We start from the raw sequence: 19,685 nt of genomic DNA, 5'->3' as shown, positions 1-19,685 counted from the left end.
CGATGGGGCGGCTTACTTTTCGCCGACCACGATCACCTTGACCTGGGTCTGCACGTCGGCGTGCAGAGCGATCACGACCTCGAACTCGCCGGTGTGGCGGATCGGGCCTTCGCCCTGGATCACTTCACCCTTGTGGATGTCGTGACCGGCAGCCTGCAACGCGTCGGCGATCTCGCGCGGACCGACCGAGCCATACAGCTTGCCTTCCGGACTTGCATTGGCGGAGATGGTCACCGTCGCATCCGACAGCTTGCCCTTACGCGACTCAGCATCGGTCAACAGATTATTGGCCTTGGCTTCGTATTCGGCACGGCGAGCTTCGAACGCAGCGAGATTTTCAGCGTTCACACGGACAGCCTTGCCCTGCGGCAGCAGGTAGTTGCGGCCGTAACCCGGCTTCACTTTGACCTTGTCGCCGAGGTTGCCGAGGTTACGCACTTTCTCGAGAAGAATGAGTTCCATGGTAATTCCTTAATTCGTTAGCACCAGTGTGGCCCGGCGCAGCCGTGGACGGTTGTCCGAAGTGTTACCCCTCTCCCCGAAAGGAGAAGGTTAAAGCATGTCTTTCTTCAACGAGGAAGAAAGACCCACGCGCGATCAGACGTCGTGGTTGTCGGTGTACGGCAGCAGCGCGAGGAAACGCGCGCGCTTGATGGCCGTGGCCAGCTGACGCTGGTAACGAGCCTTCGTGCCGGTGATGCGGCTGGGAACGATCTTGCCGTTCTCAGTGATGTACTGGCGCAGCGTGTTGAGATCCTTGTAGTCGATCTCTTTGACGTTTTCGGCCGTAAAGCGGCAGAACTTGCGGCGGCGGAAGAACTTGGACATGGGTATGGGCTCCTAATCAGTCTTCGAGATCGACATCGTCGCTGTCAGCGCGACCAACACGGCGGTCATCACCGTCCGAGTCGTCGTCGCGACGGCGGGAGGACTTGGCATCATCCTTTTCCTTGCTCTTAAGGATGAAGGACTGATCGGCCTCGGCCTCATCACGCTTGATCACGAGGTGACGGAGCACCGCGTCGTTGAAGCGGAAGCCCGACTCCAGTTCGTTCAGCGCGTTCTGGCCCACTTCGATGTTGAGCAGAACGTAGTGAGCCTTGGCCAGGTTCACGATCGGGTACGCCAGCTGGCGGCGGCCCCAGTCTTCCAGGCGGTGGATCTTGCCGCCGTCGGCCGTGATCAGCGCTTTGTAACGCTCGATCATCGCCGGAACCTGTTCGCTCTGGTCAGGGTGGACCAGAAACACTACTTCGTAATGACGCAAGGTCATTGGGAAAACTCCTTATGGATGCGGCCCTTACAGGCCATTCAGCCTCCCGCCGATGCGGTGAGGCAAGGGTCCATCCGCACAGCCTTTGCGTGCAGACAGAAGCGGAATTGTAAGCGGGATCAATCAGTCAGCGCAACTTGCTGATCTGAATGCGTTTGCCCTAGACCTCAGCCGACGGTGAAGCTTTCGCCGCAGCCGCATTCCCCGGTGGCATTGGGGTTGTGGAAGACGAAGCTGGCGTTGAGCCCCTGGCGCTGGAAGTCGATCACGGTGCCATCGACCAGCGGTAAGGTCTTGGCATCGACGATGACGGGCACGCCGTCGATCTGAAACGTCTGATCGTCCGTTCCCGCGATTTCGGCCAGGTCCACCACGTAGGCGAAGCCCGAGCAGCCGGTTTTTTTCACGCCGAAACGGACGCCCGCGGCGGCTGGCGTCTGCTCCAGGAACTGGCGCATGCGTTGGTTGGCGGCGGGGGTTATCGAGATGCTCATAGGACAGTGTTTCTGATTTGGCACTAATGGCCCGCTTTGCATGTCGCAGTGCGGGCAAGGGCTACATTATCATGCCCGCTTGCCCTCACGCCCAACGGAGTGGCGAGCTAGCCAGCTTGCCCTTAACAAATGGGCGCTTCTCCCAGGAGTTTCAATCCATGACGGTGGTCAGCCCGCTCTTGTTGAGCGTGAAACAGGCCCTTTCCGGCAAAGTCGAAGCCGGCAGCAAAGTCACGGTCCGTGGCTGGGTGCGTACCCGGCGCGATTCCAAGGCCGGCCTGTCGTTCGTGAATGTCAGCGACGGTTCGTGCTTCGATCCGATTCAGGCCGTCGTGCCAGCCACGGTGGGAAATTACGAGACCGAGGTGAAACATCTCACCGCCGGAGCAGGCGTGATCGTCACCGGCACGCTGGTTCCCTCGCAGGGCAAAGGCCAGGCATTCGAACTCCAGGCGGAAGATGTGGTCGTTACGGGAATGGTGGACGATCCGGAAACCTACCCCATCCAGCCCAAGCAACATTCGATGGAATTCCTGCGCGAGGTCGCGCATCTGCGTCCGCGCACGAATCTGTTCGGCGCGGTGACGCGCGTGCGCCACACGATGATGATGGCCATTCACCGCCATCTCACGGATGAAGGCTTCTTCTGGATCAACACTCCCATCATCACGACGTCCGATGCTGAAGGCGCCGGCGACATGTTCCGCCTGTCCACGCTGGATCTGGCGAACCTGCCGCGCGATGAAAAAGGCAAGATCGATTTCCGCAAAGATTTCTTCGGCCGCGAAGCGTTTTTGACTGTGTCGGGCCAGCTCAACGTCGAAGCCTATGCGCTGGCGATGAGCAAGGTGTATACCTTCGGCCCGACGTTCCGCGCTGAAAACTCCAACACGCCACGTCATCTTGCCGAGTTCTGGATGATCGAGCCGGAAATTGCGTTCGCCGATCTCGCCGCGGATGCCGATTGCGCGGAGGCGTTCCTGAAGGCCATCTTCAAAGCCGTGCTCGAAGAGCGTGGCGACGACATGGCATTCTTCGCCGAGCGCGTGTTGCCCGACGCCATCACGCGTCTGGAAAACTTCATCGCCAAACCCTTCGAACGCATCGATTACACCGATGCCATCGATATCCTCAAGAAGTCCGACCAAAAATTCGAATTCCCCGTGGCCTGGGGTATCGATCTGCAGACCGAGCACGAGCGTTATCTCGCTGAGAAACACGTCGGCCGCCCGGTGGTGGTGATGAACTATCCCGAGAAGATCAAGGCGTTCTACATGCGCCTCAACGACGACGAAAAAACCGTCGCAGCAATGGACGTGCTCGCTCCGGGTATCGGTGAAATTATCGGTGGCGCCCAGCGCGAGGAACGCCTGGACTATCTGGACCGCCGCATGGCGCAATTCGGTCTCGATATTGCCACCTACGATTGGTACCGTGACCTGCGCCGCTATGGCACCGTACCCCACGCAGGCTTTGGCCTAGGCTTCGAGCGCCTGCTGGTGTACGTGTGCGGATTGCAGAACATCCGCGACGCCATCCCCTATCCCCGTGCGGCAGGGAGTGCCGACTTCTAATTTATCGATCCCATGCAACTGCGTCCGTTACTCATCATCACTTTCTCGTTACTGCTTTGCGCGTGCCATAGCGTCAAGCTGCCCTTGCCTACGACCTTGCTGCCGCAGAGTCCGCCACCCAGAACGCTGGCGGATGCAAAGAAGGCGCTTGATCAGGCGACGCCGTGCTGCACCAGTTTTGCGGATTTTTCTTATCAAAATCCCCTGCCCTGGCGCCCGCAGCAGTTTGTGTTGGGTGGAAGCAGCCCGGTCGCGGCGATCAATGGCGTGCGCAGCTATTTCCTGAGTTTCGCGCTGCCCACGGACGCCAAACTGCCCTACAAGATCGCGTTGAAATCCGAACTGGTGGGACGTTCGGTAACGAACTCCAGTTACCTGTTCGCACCCAGCGTCGTCTTGCTGGATGGCGCATTCCAGCCGATCGATTCGACGGATGTGAAGCTGTGCGAATACATGGGATGGAGCAACAGCGACAGTGGCGCATTCGGCAGCGTCACGGTAACGGATAAGCGCGCGCGTTACGTCGTTGTTTACAGCTCCGGCAAGCAACAAAACGACAATACGTACTGGGAACAAACCGCCAGCACGTTCTCGATCAACAACAGTTCCAACACGCCGGCGGCTACCACGATGGGCGGCAGCTACAAAATCCAGCATGGCCCGGATGGCACCGTCTGGGTGGGCATGATGGATAAGACGTATGCTCAGGCTGTCGACAAGGCCGTATGCGGCAAAGCACCTCCCGGGGATGGTGTGCTCAACACGCTGCGCAGCGACCTGCCATCACACTTGAGCTGGGGCCCGCTTTGATTCCATTTGTTGTTTACATCGGTTTACTGCTCATCGGTCTTGTGGCCTTCACGATGCACGCCGTGTTGCCGTTTCGTATTGCCAAACATTTGCGTGAAGACTATCCCCAACACTGGAAGGTGATTGTGGATACGGGCAGCAGTCAGGCCGCACGCGGGCCGCAATTGTGGCTGCGCATGCAGCATGTGCTGCGATCCCCGGCGATTGCGGCTATCGACGATGCCTCCATCACGCGTATCTGGCGTGTCTGGCGCTACAGTCAATGGATTGCGTGGGGGTGCTGGATTGCGGCGCTCGCCCTGCAATGGCACAGCGCTCACGCGTAAGCGATCAGAACGTCGCCTAGGAGATCACATGCAGTTGGATTTGAGTGGCCGTCACGCGCTGGTGGGTGGCGCATCGCAAGGCATTGGTCGCGCAACGGCTGTTGAACTGGCCGAGCTCGGTGCTAGCGTCACGTTACTGGCGCGCTCGGCCGATCATCTCAAGGATGTGGCCGCTAGCTTGCCGAAGAAACATGCCTCGCAGCAGCACAACTGGCGCAGCGTCGACATGCAGGACACCGCCGGCTTGCTGGCGGTCGCGACTGACATTGTCGCGGCCAATCCCGTGCAGATTCTGATCAACAACACCGGCGGCCCACCCGGCGGTCTGGCGCACACGGCCGAGTCCACCGCATTCGAAAGCGCTTTCCGTCAGCATCTGATTGCTGGCCAGGTATTGCTGCAAGCGGTATTGCCCGGCATGCGCGCGAGTGGTTACGGACGTCTTGTCAACGTCATTTCGACGTCGGTGAAGGAACCTATTCCGGGTCTTGGCGTATCCAACACCATCCGTGCGGCGGTGGCTTCCTGGGCGAAAACCCTCGCCGGCGAGTTGGCTGTGGATGGCATCACCGTCAACAACGTATTGCCTGGTTTTACGCGTACGGCGCGCCTGGATGGCATCATCGATGCGCAGCGGGAAAAGACCGGCCGCAGTGAAGAGGAACTCGCCGCGGAGATGGTCGCTGCCGTTCCGGCACGGCGCTTCGGTGAGCCGGGCGAAGTGGCCGCGGTGATTGCGTTCCTCTGCACGCCGGCGGCGGCGTACGTCAATGGCGTCAGCATTGCGGTGGATGGCGGGCGCACCAAGTCTCTGAGCTAGCCTGTACGCACGCGTCCGGTGCAATCCGGACGCGCAGGTTCTAAGCTTGCAAGGATGCCAAGCACACGCCTCGCCAATCTCATTGACGGTCGCCTGCAGGCGCCCCTGGAAAATCACTGGCTCGACGTTTATGAGCCAGCTACCGGTGCATTGTTCGCGCACTGTCCGGATTCCACCGTTGCCGATGTCGACGCCGCAGCACAAGCCGCACAAAGAGCCGCACCGGGATGGGCTGCGACACCCGCCGACGAACGCGCACGCTGCCTCAATCGGCTCGCTGATCTGATCGAAGCGCGGCTCGACGAGTTTGCCGAGCTGGAATCGCGCGACAGCGGCAAGCCTGTCGCGCTTGCGACGCGGCTGGATATTCCACGCGCCATTTCCAACCTGCGCTTTTTCGCCGCTGCCGTCACCGCGTGGGATAGCGAATCGCACGCGATGGAAACCGGTGCGATCAACTACACGCTGCGTCGGCCACTGGGCGTCGTCGGATGTATCAGCCCATGGAATCTTCCGCTGTATCTGTTTACGTGGAAGATTGCTCCCGCACTGGCCAGTGGCAATGCGGTGGTCGCGAAACCTTCGGAAATTACACCCTGTACGGCTGCATTGCTGGGCGAACTCAGCATCGAAGCGGGTTTTCCGCCCGGTGTGTTGAACATCGTGCAGGGCCGCGGTCCGACCACCGGTCAGGCGATTGTGGAACATCCAACGATCAAGGCCGTCTCGTTCACCGGCAGCACGCGCACAGGCGCCAGTATCGCTGCTACCGCGGCACCGCAATTCAAGAAAGTTTCGCTGGAACTGGGCGGCAAGAATCCGGCGATCGTTTTCGCCGATGCCGACCTTACGGACGAGAATCTCGACACCATCGTGCGATCGGGCTTCGCCAATCAAGGCGAGATCTGTTTGTGTGGCTCGCGCCTGCTGGTGCAACGCTCGATCTATGACGCATTCCGCGAGCGCTATCTCGCACGCGTTAAAGCACTGCGCGTTGGCGACCCGCAAGACGCATCCAGCGACCTGGGCGCGCTCGTCTCCAGCGAGCATTTCGACAAGGTCATGCGCTGCATTGCGCAGGCGCGCGACGAAGGTGGCGACATTCTCACCGGCGGCGAAGCAGTGAAGCTAAACGGCCGCTGCACCAACGGGTGGTTCATCGCTCCGACCGTCATCGATGGCTTGTCGAACGCCACCGTGACGAATCAACAGGAAATTTTTGGGCCTGTCGTCACGTTGATACCGTTCGACGATGAAGCCGAAGCACTGGCGATTGCGAACGGCACGGGTTACGGGCTCGCCGCATCGTTGTGGACGACGGACCTCTCACGCGCACACCGCATGGCCAACCAGCTGGAATTCGGCATCGTATGGATCAACTGCTGGCTGCTGCGCGACCTGCGCACACCCTTCGGTGGCAGCAAACAATCCGGTGTCGGTCGAGAGGGTGGCACCGAAGCGCTGCGCTTCTTTACCGAACCCCGCAACATCTGCATTCGTTACTGAGGAAATCGCCTTGAGCAGTCCACTACAGGATCTGATCGACAGCAACCGCCGCTGGTCGGCCGATATGCGGCGCACCGATCCGCAATTCTTCGAACGTCTCGCGAAACAGCAATCGCCCAAGTACCTGTGGATTGGCTGCTCCGATTCGCGCGTACCCGCCACGCAGATTGTGGATCTTCCGCCGGGCGAGATTTTCGTTCAGCGCAATGTCGCCAACGTTGTCTCGCACACGGACCTAAACTGCCTTAGCACCATCCAGTTTGCCGTCGACGTATTGAAGGTCGAACACATCATCGTGGTCGGTCACTACGGTTGCGGCGGTGTGCAGGCCGTGTTGGATGAGCGACGACTCGGCCTTGTCGACAACTGGTTGCGCCACGTGGGCGATGTCGCGCAGAAACACGGAGAGGTGCTCGCTTCGCTCCCTTCCATGCCGTTGCGCAACACGCGTTTGTGCGAACTCAACGCAATCGAACAGGTCGTCAACGTCTGCCAGACCACCGTCGTCATGGAAGCGTGGGAACGCGGACAGTCCCTTGCCGTGCATGCGTGGTGCTACAGCTTGTCCAACGGACACATGCATGACTTAGGTATGCACGTCGATTCGCGCGAGTCGCTACGCCCGGCTTACGAACAGGCCCTTCAGCAGGTGATGCGCCAGGCGGGAGAAATGCGATGAGCGATGTGGTACGCACGGACACTGCGCCCGCGCCGGTGGGTGCTTATCCGCATGCACGCCGTGTTGGCCATCTGCTGTTTCTTTCGGGCGTGGGTCCGCGTCAGCCCGGCACCAATGTCATTGCGGGCAACGTCCACGATGCCGATGGAAAGCTGGTCGGCTACGACATCGAACAACAGTGCCGGCAGGTGTTTGCGAACGTGCGTGCCGTACTGGAAGCCAGCGGAGCACGTTGGGAACAACTTGTCGATGTCACGGTGTTTCTCACCGATATGGCACGCGACTTTCCGGTCTACAACCGTTTGTACGCGGAATACTTCAAGGGCATCGATGCGTGCCGTACCACGCTAGGCATCACGGCGCTTCCCACGCCGATTGCCATTGAACTCAAATGCATCGCGGCGCTTCCTTCCGCTGACGGCTGAGCATAAAAAAACCCCGGCTTGGAAGCCGGGGTTTTCTCGGTATACCGAACCGTATTGCAACGATTACTTCGCGCCACCAGCGGTGCTGCTGGAAGCCGGCGTGCTGCTCGACTTCTTGTGGGACTTCTTGGTCGACGTAGAAGAAGACGACGAGGACTTAGCAGCCTTGTGGTGCTTCGCGGTCGACGTCGACGATGCCGGTGCTGCCGAAGAGGAAGCAGCCGACTGGGCGAAGACAGAACCGGAGAGGGCCACACCAGCAACGAGCAGAGAAGCGATCGCAAGTTTACGCATCATGATCATGAGCCTCGAGATTTTTGAATGCCACGGACCCGGCCGGAACCCGGCAAACTCGGGCGGCGTGACGGTAGCAACAATGCATGGGTCTCGGCATACGGCAACTGAACAGAATTCAGAAAAAAAGCTCAATTGGTTACAAATTAAGCAAGCCGTCGATTGAACCTTCAAATTTCGTTTTTTTCCGGTTGGTCCAGGCACTTTTCCAACAATCGACGGATCATGCTTTGCACCATCGGCGCCTTGCTAGCGTCCCATGCAAAGCTCTCCTCGTTCATGTATTGGCACTGGGCCAGCTCCAGTTGGATCGCCTGGATACCTTCCAACGGCTTGCCATATTGGCGGGTGATGTAGCCCCCCTTGAAACGGCCGTTGAGCACGAAGTCGTAGCGGGATTGAGCTTCCATGACGCTGGTCAGGCTCCACTGCAGATCGGCACCGCAACTGGCGCCATCGGCGGTCCCCAGATTGAAGTCAGGCAGGCGTCCTTCGAACAACATCGGGACGTGGCTGCGGATGGAGTGACCTTCCCACAACACCACCCGGCCGTGCTCCTCCAGCAGCCGCGCAATTTCCTGCGCCAACGCCTGATGATAAGGACGCCACCATGTTTCCACGCGCTGCTGGATTTCCTCGGCGGTCGGCTCCTGGCCGGAGAAATAAAGCGGCTCGCCGTCGAAACTGATGGTCGGCACCAGACCCGTTTCGCGACGCCCCGGATATAACGCATGACCATCCGCAGGACGGTTCAGATCGATGACGTAGCGCGATGCGACAGGCTTGATCACGCTAGCCCCGAAATCGGCCGCGAGCGGCTCGTAAAGTTGCGCGACGTGCCAATCGGTATCCGGCGAACGGCGGGCACGCGGATACATGCGTTTGGCTTGATCGTCAGGAATGAAGCTGCCGTTATGCGGCAGGCTGATGAGCAGCGGCGCGCTGCCAGGCGTAAGTGTGAACGTGTCCATTTCCGCAGTTTGACCCGTTCGCACTTAATGCAGCAACAGCAATTCCTCGGCAGCCGTGGGGTGAATCGCAATGGCCGCTTTCAGATCGCGCCAATACAGTCCCTTTTGCATCGCCACCGCAAACCCTTGCAGCAATTCATCGCTACCGGGCCCCAGTACATGGATACCGACAACCTTATGATCGGCGCCGGCGCAAACGATCTTCACCACGCTCTGCTGCGAGCGCCCGGCAACCATGAACATCAACGGCGTGTAGCGCCCGGTGTGCACGGCGATGTCATCGCCATAGCGCGCTCGCGCGTGTTGTTCGGTAAAGCCGACCATGCCCAACGGAGGTTCGGAGAAAACCACGCTGGGAACGGCGCTGTCGTCGAATCGCGCATTTGCGTCGCCGCCGATCAAGCGATCTGCCAGCGCGCGTCCGGCTGCGACGGCAACGGGTGTAAGTGCCCAGCGGTCGGTGACATCGCCTACCGCATAGATGCCGGACACGCTGGTGTTCTGAAATGCATCGACCAGGATGTGACCCTCTTCATCGCAGGCAACGCCCCGTGTTTCCAGGCCGATGTGTTCGCTATTGGGAACGCGGCCGACAGCCCAGAGCAGCGCATCGTAACCACCGTAATCGGCACCATCTTCCGTTTTTAGCGAGATGTCACCTGGCTTGCCTTCGGCCGCTTTTACCTGCGATCGACGCACGATGCGGATGCCATGTGCTTGCATCCGTTCCATCAGTGCCGCAACGAGTTCCGCGTCGAAATTGCCCAGCATGCTTTCTCGAATCAATAGATCGACTTCGCAGCCCAATGCGCGCAAAACGCAGGCAAATTCCACGGCCACGTAACCGCCGCCGACGACCATGATGTGCCGCGGCGCCGCGTCCAGCGTGAAGATGTCGTCGGACACCATGCCCAGATCAAAACCAGGCAAATCCAGACGGCGAGGACGCGCGCCCGTTGCAACGACAATGTGCGGCGCGCTGGCGCGCACACCCGACGTCGTTTCCACGGTGTCGACTGAGATCAGCCGCGCCGCTTCCGTAACGACGTGGATGCCAGCGGCGTCCAGGCGTTCTTTGTAGCGATGACGAATACCTGCGATGTATTGATCGCGCAGCTTGCGAAAACGCGCCCAGTCCAGTCGCATAGGCATCGTCTCGAAACCGAAGTCCCCGGCAAGACGATGCATATCGGCCATCTGCGCCGCAAACCACATCGCCTTCTTGGGCACGCATCCGCGATTGGCGCATGTGCCTCCCAACGCATCGGGATCGAACATCGCCACACGAGCGCCCAGCTTCGCCGCGCGCTGCGCAACGCTCAATCCCCCGGAACCTGCACCGAGGACGATCAGATCGAAGCGGTCGCTCATGTTGCCTCTCCTTCGGGGATGCAGGTCGTTATGCGCTACAGGCCAAATCGTGCCGGTGCGTAAGGGGCCGGATCGAATGCAGGCGTTTTTCCGTTGAGTTGCGCGGCCACCAATTCACCGGTGGCTGCCGACATGCTTACGCCTAGCATGCCGTGCGCCGTTGCGAGGTGCAGATTCGACCATTGCGTGCTGGGGCCGATGATCGGCACTTCATCCATGCTCATCGGTCGCCATCCCCACCACTCTTCCTGCAATTGCGGACCTTCAGGTTCGCGCAAGGCTGTTGCAGCGCCACGACGCAATGCATCGAGGCGCTTGCGATTGAGCCCTTCGGCATAGCCGGAAAACTCCATCGTGCTCCCCAAACGAAAACCGCTTTCCCAAGTGGTGACGCAGACGGCCGCTTCGCGCAGCACCAAGGCATGCTGCGGTGCGTGAGCCGGTCGCGTGAACGTCAGCGAATAACCCTTGCCCGGTTGCATCGGCAAACGCAGTCCAAGCTGTTTGCCGAGCAGTGGCGACCACGCGCCAAGTGCCAGCACAACGTGTTGGCCCACGAAGTCGCCCCGCGATGTGCTTACGCCAGTAATGCGGCGGCCGTCTATGTGAAAACCCTCTATTTTCGCGCCGGTTTCGATCACGCCACCGTGTTCGCGCACCAGACGGGCAAGCTCCGCCACGTAGCGATCCGGCCGCAAACGCGCGTCGTCGGGATGGAACAATCCGCCCTGCACACCGGGCTTGAGCGCGGGCTCCATGGCTTCCACTTCATCCCCTCGCATGCGCTGCACGGGGATGCCCAGGCGATCAAGCAATTGCGCATGATGCTGTTCGTCAACGTCACGTTGTTGTGCGCTGCGATAAACGTAGAGCACCCCTTCCTCGACGAATTCGCAATCGAAGCGTTCCGCGCGGATCAAGCCGGCTAGCAAACCGCGCGAGCGCTGCAGGATCGCTGCGCGCGCCTGTGCGGCACGGTTGAAGTCCTGCCAGTTGCAGTGCCTGGCAAAGCCAAGCAGCCAGCGAAGGCGCGGGCCGTCAAAACGAGGGTTGAGGTAAAGCGGCGCATCGGAACGAAGCATCGAGCGCAAGGCAACGCCAAGCGTGCCCGGCATTGCCAGGGGCGCTGCATGGCTTGGTGTGATGGTGCCGCAATTGCCATGCGAACTGCCGCAACCGGGCGTCCCCTGCTCCAGCACGCGCACGCTGGCGCCGCCCCTGAGCAGGTAAAGCGCACAGGACAGGCCGATCACACCACCACCAAGGATCACGACATCGCAACGGGAAGCATCCATCCGACCATTGTAGCGATCCTGTCGGATTGGTACTTGCGCACGGACAAAGAACGTCGCAGGCTGGACTCGCGAAACCACGACATTGTCCCCACTATGCCGATGCGTTTATCGAAGTGCCTGTTTTGCACGACCGTGCTGCTGGCATTGCCCAGTGTGCACGCGCAAGCGCCTGCGCCCGAAACATCGGTCCCAACGACCGATCAAGTGATAAAGCATTTCGGCGCAGCACCCAACGGCCTTGCGCGTTACGACTACCTCAACGAGGTCATACCCAGACTCGATAAAGATGATGCCGCGTTTGCACGGCAACTGCTCGCCACGGTGGACAGCGAATTGGGTCTCTACGACGAGGCCTTGATGACCTTTCCCTTCGACAACCGCATTAATCCGTCGAGATCGGCAATGCTTCCTCAACGAGGCGCATGGGCCACGGTAAGCGCTGCGGATGCTGTCGTCGATATGGCGGCGAACCGCCACATCGTGATGGTCAACGAAGCCCATCACGATGCGCATACGCGCGAGTTAACGTTGGCGCTGCTGCCGCGCCTGCGTGCGATGGGCTTTCAATATTTCGCCGCCGAGGCCGTGGATGATAAAGATCCTGGCTTGATGCAACGCGGCTATGCGATTGACACAACGGGCAGCGAGTATCTGCTTGAGCCGCTTTACGGTGAAATCATTCGCCAGGCCATCAAGCTGGGCTACATTATCGTGCCTTATGACGCGGACGCATCCGCCTCCACCGCTCGCGACACCATCGAAGCGCAGACGCTTTACGAAAAGGTGTTCGCGAAAGACCCGCAAGCAAAGCTATTCGTGCATGCCGGCTATTCTCATATCGACAAAGCCTCGGGAAATCTTGGCAGTGGCATCAAGCCGATGGGCATGCAGCTTGCGCAAATGAGTGGTTACGACCCGCTTTGTGTGGATCAAGTGCAATTTCGCGACGTGGCAGTAGGTGGACTGGATTTTGGCTTTTACGACAAGGTGGCTTTGCAGTTTTCACCGCATGAACCCATTGCGCTACGCAAACTCGATTCCGACACGTACTGGACTTCCGATCGACGTGAGCACGATATAACCGTCATCCTGCCCCCGGCCGCCCCATCGGATCTTGACTACGGCGTTGCCAATGTCGCCGACGCCGTGCGTCGTGAAATTACTTTGCCTCAGGCGCCGTTCGATCCACGCGAACGTCCATCTTGGCTGAGTCTTGAGGGAAAGCGCACGACGGTTTCCATCGACACCACCCTCTGCCAGGACCAGGTTCCCTGCGTCGTCGATGCGTATTACACCGGCGAACCCGACAACGCCACCCCAGCCGATCGATACACCTTCCTGAAAGGCCATTCCCACAACGTCCTTTACCTCTACCCCGGTCATTACCGGCTGCGGGCGTGGAACGCCGCAGGCGCGACCCTGGGTCAGGAAAATATCGACGTTGCCATGCACTGACGGGTTGAAGTCGACTTGTCACACTTAGCTCTTGCAGTTTCTAAAAACTTCCATCCAAGCCATTGATTTGATATAAGCTCGGCGCAAACACCGCCGAGGTTTATGTATGGCTCTGGCCAGCAGGGGTGATCCCGACAAACACAGACCGATGGGCCGGGCCGTCCGCCTGGCCCTCATGACTTGCCTGCTGTTGCTGCTGGCGGCGTGCGCAAGCAGTCCTCGACGCGAAGCCACTTATAAGCCCTCGCATTCGGCCCTTGCCGACGAACCTGCCCGAGCACCCGAAAACTCCATCGGAACAGCGAACGATGTGCTGTTCCGCGCCATGGCGCTGGTCGGCACGCCCTATCACTATGGTGGCAACACACCCGAAGGCGGCTTCGATTGCAGCGGGTTGGTCGACTATATCTACCGCAATGCAGCCAATATCATGCTGCCGCATAGTTCGCGCGGCATGGCCGACATCGACGGGCAGAAAGTCCGGAGCATGGACGACCTGATCAGCGGCGACCTGGTTTTCTTCGATATCGGCGGCGGCATCAGCCACGTCGGCGTTTACGTCGGCAAAGGCCGATTCGTACATGCCCCCAACAGCGGTGGCACCGTCCGCCTCGATGACATCGACGGGCCCTACTGGCGCGACCATTTCGCCTACGGCAAGCGCCTGCTCGACTGATTCCCACTCTAACGAAGTGATTCTGTTCCCTTCACACAAAATATATTGTGCACAATTAAATTTGATGCTATCTTTCAACTCATGAAGGCTGACCTCGAACCCAATTTGCTTCTCGACGAACAGCTCTGCTTCGCGCTGTACGCCGCGTCGCGTCGCATGACGGCGGTTTATCGCCCACTGCTCGAAGCATTGGACCTTACCTATCCGCAATACCTGGTAATGCTGGTGTTGTGGGAACGCGACGGCATCACCGTGCGTGAACTCGGCGAGCGCCTGCAGCTCGATTCGGGCACGCTCACCCCGCTGCTGAAACGACTGGAACAAGCCGACCTGCTGTCACGACGCCGCCGTGAGAGCGATGAGCGCGAAGTGGAAATCACCTTGACCAAAGCGGGACGTAATCTCCACGAGCGTGCCGTCGAAGTACCGCGTTGCCTGGCTAAAAAACTTTGTATGTCCGCTGATCAATTCATACGTCTTCGCGACGAACTCAAATCCCTGGCGATCCAACTCGCCCCCACCCATGAATGAGACGACCACCATGAGCAATCCAAGCAAAATTCTCTATACCGCTACTGCCACTGCCAAAGGCGGCCGCGAAGGCCACATCCATAGCAGCGATGGCGTGCTGGATTTCGATCTGAAAGTGCCGAAGGAATTAGGCGGCCCGGGCGGCGCTGGCAGCAACCCCGAGCAGTTGTTTGCCGCCGGCTATGCCGCATGCTTCGAAGGCGCTGTGCGTCACGTGGCACGCGAGAAGAAGATCGTGATTAAAGAAGCGTCCGTCACGGCCCACGTCGGCATCGGTCCGCGTGAACCGACCGGCTTTGGTATTGCCGTAAAGCTCGAAGTGAGCCTGCCCGGTATCGACCGCGCTGTTGCGCAAGAGTTGATCGATACGGCGCATCGCGATATCTGCCCGTATTCGCACGCCACGCGCGGCAATGTCGACGTGCAGATCAGCCTGGTTTGATCTTGCGTAGAAGCTGAAACGACAACGGCGCCCAAAGGCGCCGTTGTTTTTTGATGCTTGGGCGTTGCGCGATCAGTGCGCTTCTGCACCCGGCGGATGCGCGTGACCGTGCTGGATTTCTTCTTCGGTCGCGTCACGTACTTCCTGGATCGCCACATCGAAGTTGAGCGTCTTGCCGGCCATCGGATGATTCATGTCCACGTCGACCGTGCTCATGCCGACTTTATGCACCGTCACGGCGCGCTGACCGCCCTGCTTGAGCGATAGCACCGTCACCATGCCCGGCTTCAGACGATTGCCTTGCTGGAAATACTTCTTCGGCACGCGCTGGATCTGGCCTTCCTGACGCTCGCCGTAACCGTCGGCAGGCGCAATTTCCACCTGCAGCGTGTCGCCCGCGCCGTGATCGTCCAGCGCCTTTTCCAGACCGGGAATCAGCTGGCCGTGACCAAGCAGAATCCACAACGGCTGCCCGCCTTCATGCGAGCTCTCAACCTTCTCGCCGTCCACGGTAAGCGTGTAGTGGAACGCGATGACCTTGTCCTTACCAGCCTTCATTACCTGTCTCTCGGTGTAAGCAAAAAAGCGATTCTATCAGCTGCCGAACCCCTTCCCACGCGCCTCCGGCCCCAGCCAGACCAGCAAGGCCAGCAACAGGGCCACGCAGGCAATCCAGACCGACATGACCAGGGGTAGCCCCCAGCCCTGCGCCGCCAGCCATGACTGCACCGTGGCGGTGCCGGCAGCCAGCAGGTTACCCATCTGATAGGCGAACCCCGGCAACGTGCCGCGCACGGCATCGGGTGAAAGTTCATTGAGATGGGAAGGCACCACGCCCCACGCACCCTGCACCATCACCTGGATCAGGAACGCGCCCAGGCCCAGCAGCAGGAATGATCCGCCATAGGTCCATAGCGGTATCACCGGAATGGCAAGCAACGCAGCGATGATCATCGCGCGACGACGGCCAATCTGTTCGGACCATGCGCCGAAGGAAATACCACCGACCAGCGCGCCAAGATTGAGCAGCGCGACAAGCATGAAGGCCGTGCTCGACCCGGTCGGCAAGTGCAGATTCACTTCTTCGAACGTGTGATACATGTCCTGCGAGCCATGGCTGAACATGTTGAACGCCGCCATCAGGCACATGAGGTAAATCGCCAGCTTCCAGTGCCCGCGCATGGCGTCAAACAGATTGGTGCTGCCATGTTTGGCTTGTGTCGCTTCCCACGCTGGGGATTCAGGCACTTTGCGTCGAATGTAGAGCACCAGCAATGCGGGTACCGCACCGACGATAAACAAACCCCGCCAGCCGATGTGATCGACCAGCAACCAGTTCACGAGTGCGCCGAGAAAAAAGCCGCAGGGATAGCCGCTTTGCAGCAACCCCGAGACAAGACCGCGCGATTTTGGCGGAATGGTTTCCATCGCCAGCGATGCACCGATGCCCCATTCGCCACCCATCGCAACACCAAACATGAATCGCATGATCAATAGCATCGTCAGCGACGGTGCAAACGCGGTGGCAAGCTCGAACACCGAAAACAGGATCACGTCGATCATCAACACGGGCCGGCGACCGTAACGATCGGCAAGGCGGCCGAAAATCAACGCACCCACGGGGCGTGCCGCAAGCGTGAGCAAGACACCCAGCGTCACATCGGTACGGTCTGCGTGAAACTCCTTCGAGATCGCCACGATCACGAATGTGAAGAGGAAATAGTCGAACGCATCGAGCGTCCACCCGAGAAAGCTCGCCAGCACGGTATGGCGCTGCTCATGGTTCAATTCGCGCAGGGCGGACAGGGCTGACATGTAGGGCTCCCGGTTTGCGACCGCAGGAGGCTAGCACGTTGTTCAGCCAGCGCCGACCGTGCGGACGCGAATCGTGTATACTGGGTCGTTCCATATCGCCCTTTTCTGCGATAGTGGCCCTAACGAATTATTGAAACGGCGACGCGGTTCTGTACATGAGCTCCGGGTTGCACACTGGAGTACATCATGTCATTTGAATCGCTGGGCCTTGCCCCTGCGTTGTTGCGCGCGCTCGCCGAACAGGGCTACGCCGAACCCACCCCCATCCAAGCTGGTGCCATTCCGGTCGTACTGGAAGGCCACGATTTGCTGGCCGCCGCACAAACGGGCACTGGCAAGACCGCCGCGTTCGCACTTCCGCTGCTGCAACGCATGTCGACACCGGCAGCTTCCGGCAACCGTCGTCCACGCGCACTGATCCTCACGCCCACGCGTGAACTCGCCGCGCAGATCAACGACAACATCCGCGAATACGGCAAGCATCTTCGCGTCAGCACCGCCGTCATCTTCGGCGGCGTCAGCATGGGACCGCAGGTGAATGCGCTGCGTCGCGGCGTGGACATCATCATCGCTACGCCGGGTCGCTTGGTCGATCACATGCAGCAGCGCACGATCGATCTGCGCGGCATCGAAGTGCTGGTGCTGGACGAAGCCGATCGCATGCTCGACATGGGCTTCCTGCCCTCCCTCAAGCGCATCATTAGCGCGCTGCCAACGCAGCGTCAGACGCTGCTGTTCTCGGCAACGTTTGCGCAGGAGATCAAGTCGCTGGCGATGCAGTTCATGCATTCGCCGCGCGAAGTATCGGTAACGCCGGCCAACAGTGTCGCCACGACCGTCAGCCATGAAGTGCATCCGGTCGATGCGTCGCGCAAGCGCGATTTGCTGTTGCACGTGCTGAGCAAGGATAGCCGTCGCCAGACGCTGGTTTTCAGCCGCACGAAACACGGCGCCGACAAGCTGGTGCGCTTTCTCGAGCAATCGGGTCTACGCGCGGCGGCGATTCACGGCAACAAGAGCCAGAACGCCCGCACGCGCGCGCTTGCCGATTTCAAGAATGGACGCGTAACAGTGCTGGTCGCGACCGATATTGCCGCGCGCGGCATCGATATCGATCAGCTGCCGATCGTGATCAACTTCGACCTGCCGATGGTGGCGGAAGACTACGTACATCGCATCGGCCGCACGGGTCGCGCCGGTGCAGACGGTTTGGCGCTGTCGCTGGTGAGTCACGACGAGTCTGGCTTGCTGCGCGATATTCGCAAGCTGCTCAATCAGGACATCGCCATTAACGAAGTGACTGGCTTTGAATTGTCTGTTCCCTTGCGTCTCGACGCGCACGCTCCGCGTCCGAAGCAAGGCCAGCGTCAGCAGCGGCCGCAGCGCCAGGGTGGTTCGTCGCATCGTCCGCATGGTCATGCGCAGAATAAGAACGGTGGTGGCGAACATGCGATGGGTAATCGCAAGCGTCGTCCGGGCGGACGCAGGCCTGCGGCAAAAGCATAAGCGTTAGCCACGCTAAAGCGCTCAAACCCCTCCCCGTCATTCCGGCGCAGGCCGGAATGACGGTGAGGTAACAAATACTCAACGGTCTGGCCGCACAAGCGCGGTGAGTATGTGGTCTTCCCACACACCCGCAATGTTCAGATAACTCTTCGCATAGCCTTCCCGCTCAAAACCCAGCAGCGCGAGTAACTTCGCGCTGCGTTCATTGCGCGGGAGATAGTTCGCCATCACGCGGTGCAGATCCAGCTCATCGAATGCCCAATCGATGCCGGCGCGAAGCACTTCCTGCATCAAGCCCTGTCCTTGCATGTGTGCAGCCACGCCGTAGCCAAGATGGCACGCCTGAAATGCGCCGCGTACGATGTTGGCGAACATAACCGTCGCCAACAATCTATTCTCGTCGTGGTCGAGCACGAACAATGGATAACCGCGATCGAGCCGGACGTTCTCACGGCCATCCGCAATCGATGTAATGCAGTGATCTAGCGTGTAGTAAACCGGCTCGCGCAACGGCTCCCACGGAGCAAAATGAGCCTGATTTTCCATCCGGTATTGAAGAAGCTTTGGCGCATCGCTCTGTTCAGGCAATCGAATGAGGGTGCGCGGTGTGCGAAAAATAGTGGAAACGCTCACATCCTCTCCCATGCCCGAGCAACGGCAAAGGCCGTCCAGGGTTTACATCTGAGGAAGCTTAACGCTCCTGATCCGTCGGGCGCAGCAGTACTTCGTTGATGCATACATAGTCAGGCCGCGTCACGCAAAACAGAATCGTGTCGGCAATATCCTCAGACTGCAATTGGCGCATTTCGCCGGCCCGTGCGTTGACGGCTTTCTTTGCCGTTTCGTGACTGACATGCTCGCGCAATTCGGTATCCACCATCCCTGGCTCGATCACGCTTACGCGGATGTTGTCCTTGTACACCTCGCGCCGCAACGCTTCAGAAAAACCCACTACACCGAATTTGGTTGCCGCATAAGCTGCCGCGTTGGGGTTGGCCACGCGTCCTGCCACCGATGAAATATTCACGATATGCCCGTCGCGCCGATCGCGCATGCCTGCTAAGGCTGCCTGCGTTGAGGCAATCAGGCTCAGCACATTCAATTCCAGCATCCTGCGCCAACGGCCAAGATCGGCTTCGGCAACAGGCTCCAGATACATCACGCCGGCATTGTTGATGAGGATGTCCAGACGGCCAAAATGCGCCTCCGCTTCCTTCACGACGCGTTGCGCCTCCGTTTCATGCGCTAGGTCTGCCACCAGCACCAGCGACTCGGCGCCCTTTTTGGCGAGCTTTATAGCCAGATCCTCAAGCCGGTCTTTGCGGCGCGCGGCAATCGCCACCTTGGCGCCCTGCTCTGCCAGCGCCAGCGCCGTGGCTTCGCCGATGCCCGATGAAGCACCCGTCACCAACGCCACACGGT

At 59.7% G+C, this 19,685-nt stretch carries 24 protein-coding genes; 13 read left to right on the top strand and 11 right to left on the bottom strand.

The features are described 5' to 3' along the window. Positions 1 to 12 precede the first annotated feature (12 nt). From rplI to VK725_RS05550, 4 genes are all read right to left on the bottom strand, one after another. Positions 13 to 462: a 50S ribosomal protein L9 gene (rplI, locus tag VK725_RS05565; RefSeq protein WP_325317063.1), complete on the bottom strand. Its 450-nt coding sequence runs from the start codon at positions 460 to 462 to the stop codon at positions 13 to 15. Positions 463 to 597: 135 nt separating this feature from the next. Continuing rightward, positions 598 to 828 carry a 30S ribosomal protein S18 gene (gene rpsR, locus VK725_RS05560; RefSeq protein WP_074552179.1) on the bottom strand — a complete coding sequence of 77 codons (231 nt, stop codon included), beginning with the start codon at positions 826 to 828 and terminating at the stop codon, positions 598 to 600. A 16-nt stretch (positions 829 to 844) separates the two neighbouring features. Next, positions 845 to 1,273, bottom strand: a complete 429-nt coding sequence (gene rpsF / locus VK725_RS05555; RefSeq protein ID WP_325317062.1) for a 30S ribosomal protein S6 — start codon at positions 1,271 to 1,273, stop codon at positions 845 to 847. Between the two features lie 167 nt (positions 1,274 to 1,440). Continuing rightward, positions 1,441 to 1,767, bottom strand: a complete 327-nt coding sequence (locus tag VK725_RS05550) for an iron-sulfur cluster assembly accessory protein (RefSeq protein ID WP_325317061.1) — start codon at positions 1,765 to 1,767, stop codon at positions 1,441 to 1,443. Positions 1,768 to 1,925: 158 nt separating this feature from the next. Between VK725_RS05550 and asnS the strand changes: the two genes are divergently transcribed. From asnS to VK725_RS05510, 8 genes are all read left to right on the top strand, one after another. Then, a complete protein-coding gene (gene asnS / locus VK725_RS05545; protein WP_325317060.1) occupies positions 1,926 to 3,341 on the top strand; it encodes an asparagine--tRNA ligase in 1,416 nt (471 codons plus the stop codon). Positions 3,342 to 3,353: 12 nt separating this feature from the next. Continuing rightward, positions 3,354 to 4,151, top strand: a complete 798-nt coding sequence (locus VK725_RS05540) for a MalM family protein (protein ID WP_325317059.1) — start codon at positions 3,354 to 3,356, stop codon at positions 4,149 to 4,151. Then, positions 4,148 to 4,477, top strand: a complete 330-nt coding sequence (locus VK725_RS05535; protein WP_325317058.1) for a hypothetical protein — start codon at positions 4,148 to 4,150, stop codon at positions 4,475 to 4,477. The genes VK725_RS05540 and VK725_RS05535 overlap by 4 nt, the downstream gene beginning before the upstream one ends. A gap of 28 nt (positions 4,478 to 4,505) precedes the next feature. Next, the gene (locus VK725_RS05530; protein ID WP_325317057.1) at positions 4,506 to 5,297 is read left to right on the top strand and encodes an SDR family oxidoreductase; all 792 of its coding nucleotides are present in this window, start codon (positions 4,506 to 4,508) and stop codon (positions 5,295 to 5,297) included. Between the two features lie 54 nt (positions 5,298 to 5,351). Then, positions 5,352 to 6,803 (top strand): aldehyde dehydrogenase, encoded by a 1,452-nt coding sequence (locus tag VK725_RS05525; RefSeq protein ID WP_325317056.1) that lies wholly within the window; start codon positions 5,352 to 5,354, stop codon positions 6,801 to 6,803. Between the two features lie 64 nt (positions 6,804 to 6,867). Beyond that, positions 6,868 to 7,482 carry a carbonate dehydratase gene (gene can, locus VK725_RS05520; protein WP_414648452.1) on the top strand — a complete coding sequence of 205 codons (615 nt, stop codon included), beginning with the start codon at positions 6,868 to 6,870 and terminating at the stop codon, positions 7,480 to 7,482. Then, positions 7,479 to 7,907: a RidA family protein gene (locus VK725_RS05515; protein WP_325317054.1), complete on the top strand. Its 429-nt coding sequence runs from the start codon at positions 7,479 to 7,481 to the stop codon at positions 7,905 to 7,907. Before can ends, VK725_RS05515 begins: the two co-directional genes overlap by 4 nt. After that, a complete protein-coding gene (locus tag VK725_RS05510; RefSeq protein ID WP_325317053.1) occupies positions 7,864 to 8,367 on the top strand; it encodes a hypothetical protein in 504 nt (167 codons plus the stop codon). The genes VK725_RS05515 and VK725_RS05510 overlap by 44 nt, the downstream gene beginning before the upstream one ends. 4 nt (positions 8,368 to 8,371) lie before the next feature. Here the strand turns inward: VK725_RS05510 and hutG are convergent, their stop codons facing one another. The 3 genes from hutG to VK725_RS05495 are packed head-to-tail and all read right to left on the bottom strand — an operon-like array spanning position 8,372 to position 11,838. Continuing rightward, positions 8,372 to 9,172: an N-formylglutamate deformylase gene (hutG, locus tag VK725_RS05505; protein ID WP_325317052.1), complete on the bottom strand. Its 801-nt coding sequence runs from the start codon at positions 9,170 to 9,172 to the stop codon at positions 8,372 to 8,374. A gap of 24 nt (positions 9,173 to 9,196) precedes the next feature. Then, a complete protein-coding gene (gene gorA, locus VK725_RS05500; protein WP_325317051.1) occupies positions 9,197 to 10,543 on the bottom strand; it encodes a glutathione-disulfide reductase in 1,347 nt (448 codons plus the stop codon). A 35-nt stretch (positions 10,544 to 10,578) separates the two neighbouring features. After that, positions 10,579 to 11,838 carry an NAD(P)/FAD-dependent oxidoreductase gene (locus VK725_RS05495; RefSeq protein ID WP_325317050.1) on the bottom strand — a complete coding sequence of 420 codons (1,260 nt, stop codon included), beginning with the start codon at positions 11,836 to 11,838 and terminating at the stop codon, positions 10,579 to 10,581. A gap of 99 nt (positions 11,839 to 11,937) precedes the next feature. On the opposite strand from VK725_RS05495, the gene VK725_RS05490 reads away from it, so the two are divergent. The 4 genes from VK725_RS05490 to VK725_RS05475 all read left to right on the top strand — a co-directional run bounded on the left by VK725_RS05490 (position 11,938) and on the right by VK725_RS05475 (position 14,942). Continuing rightward, the gene (locus VK725_RS05490; protein ID WP_325317049.1) at positions 11,938 to 13,293 is read left to right on the top strand and encodes a hypothetical protein; all 1,356 of its coding nucleotides are present in this window, start codon (positions 11,938 to 11,940) and stop codon (positions 13,291 to 13,293) included. Between the two features lie 148 nt (positions 13,294 to 13,441). After that, positions 13,442 to 13,969, top strand: a complete 528-nt coding sequence (locus VK725_RS05485; RefSeq protein WP_325317064.1) for a C40 family peptidase — start codon at positions 13,442 to 13,444, stop codon at positions 13,967 to 13,969. Between the two features lie 81 nt (positions 13,970 to 14,050). Then, positions 14,051 to 14,500, top strand: a complete 450-nt coding sequence (locus tag VK725_RS05480; RefSeq protein WP_325317048.1) for a MarR family winged helix-turn-helix transcriptional regulator — start codon at positions 14,051 to 14,053, stop codon at positions 14,498 to 14,500. A gap of 10 nt (positions 14,501 to 14,510) precedes the next feature. Continuing rightward, positions 14,511 to 14,942, top strand: a complete 432-nt coding sequence (locus tag VK725_RS05475; RefSeq protein WP_325317047.1) for an organic hydroperoxide resistance protein — start codon at positions 14,511 to 14,513, stop codon at positions 14,940 to 14,942. Between the two features lie 72 nt (positions 14,943 to 15,014). Here the strand turns inward: VK725_RS05475 and VK725_RS05470 are convergent, their stop codons facing one another. Further along, a complete protein-coding gene (locus tag VK725_RS05470; RefSeq protein WP_325317046.1) occupies positions 15,015 to 15,500 on the bottom strand; it encodes a peptidylprolyl isomerase in 486 nt (161 codons plus the stop codon). Between the two features lie 36 nt (positions 15,501 to 15,536). Beyond that, entirely contained in the window at positions 15,537 to 16,757 is a 1,221-nt protein-coding gene (locus VK725_RS05465) for an MFS transporter (protein ID WP_325317045.1), read from the bottom strand. Between the two features lie 186 nt (positions 16,758 to 16,943). Here VK725_RS05465 and VK725_RS05460 point away from each other — a divergent pair, with 186 nt between their 5' ends. After that, positions 16,944 to 18,263: a DEAD/DEAH box helicase gene (locus VK725_RS05460; RefSeq protein ID WP_325317044.1), complete on the top strand. Its 1,320-nt coding sequence runs from the start codon at positions 16,944 to 16,946 to the stop codon at positions 18,261 to 18,263. Between the two features lie 78 nt (positions 18,264 to 18,341). On the opposite strand, the gene VK725_RS05455 is transcribed toward VK725_RS05460, so the two are convergent. Both VK725_RS05455 and VK725_RS05450 read right to left on the bottom strand, forming a co-directional pair. Beyond that, positions 18,342 to 18,896 carry a GNAT family N-acetyltransferase gene (locus VK725_RS05455; protein WP_325317043.1) on the bottom strand — a complete coding sequence of 185 codons (555 nt, stop codon included), beginning with the start codon at positions 18,894 to 18,896 and terminating at the stop codon, positions 18,342 to 18,344. A gap of 58 nt (positions 18,897 to 18,954) precedes the next feature. Further along, positions 18,955 to 19,685 (bottom strand): SDR family NAD(P)-dependent oxidoreductase (locus VK725_RS05450; RefSeq protein WP_325317042.1); only part of this gene is annotated, 731 nt, incomplete at its 5' end.

Origin of the sequence: Dyella sp. (assembly GCF_035486915.1) — a bacterium.
In the GTDB taxonomy this organism is placed as follows: domain Bacteria; phylum Pseudomonadota; class Gammaproteobacteria; order Xanthomonadales; family Rhodanobacteraceae; genus Dyella_B.
Note: the sequence above shows the minus strand (reverse complement) of the source record. Positions and strands in the feature narration are given on the sequence as shown.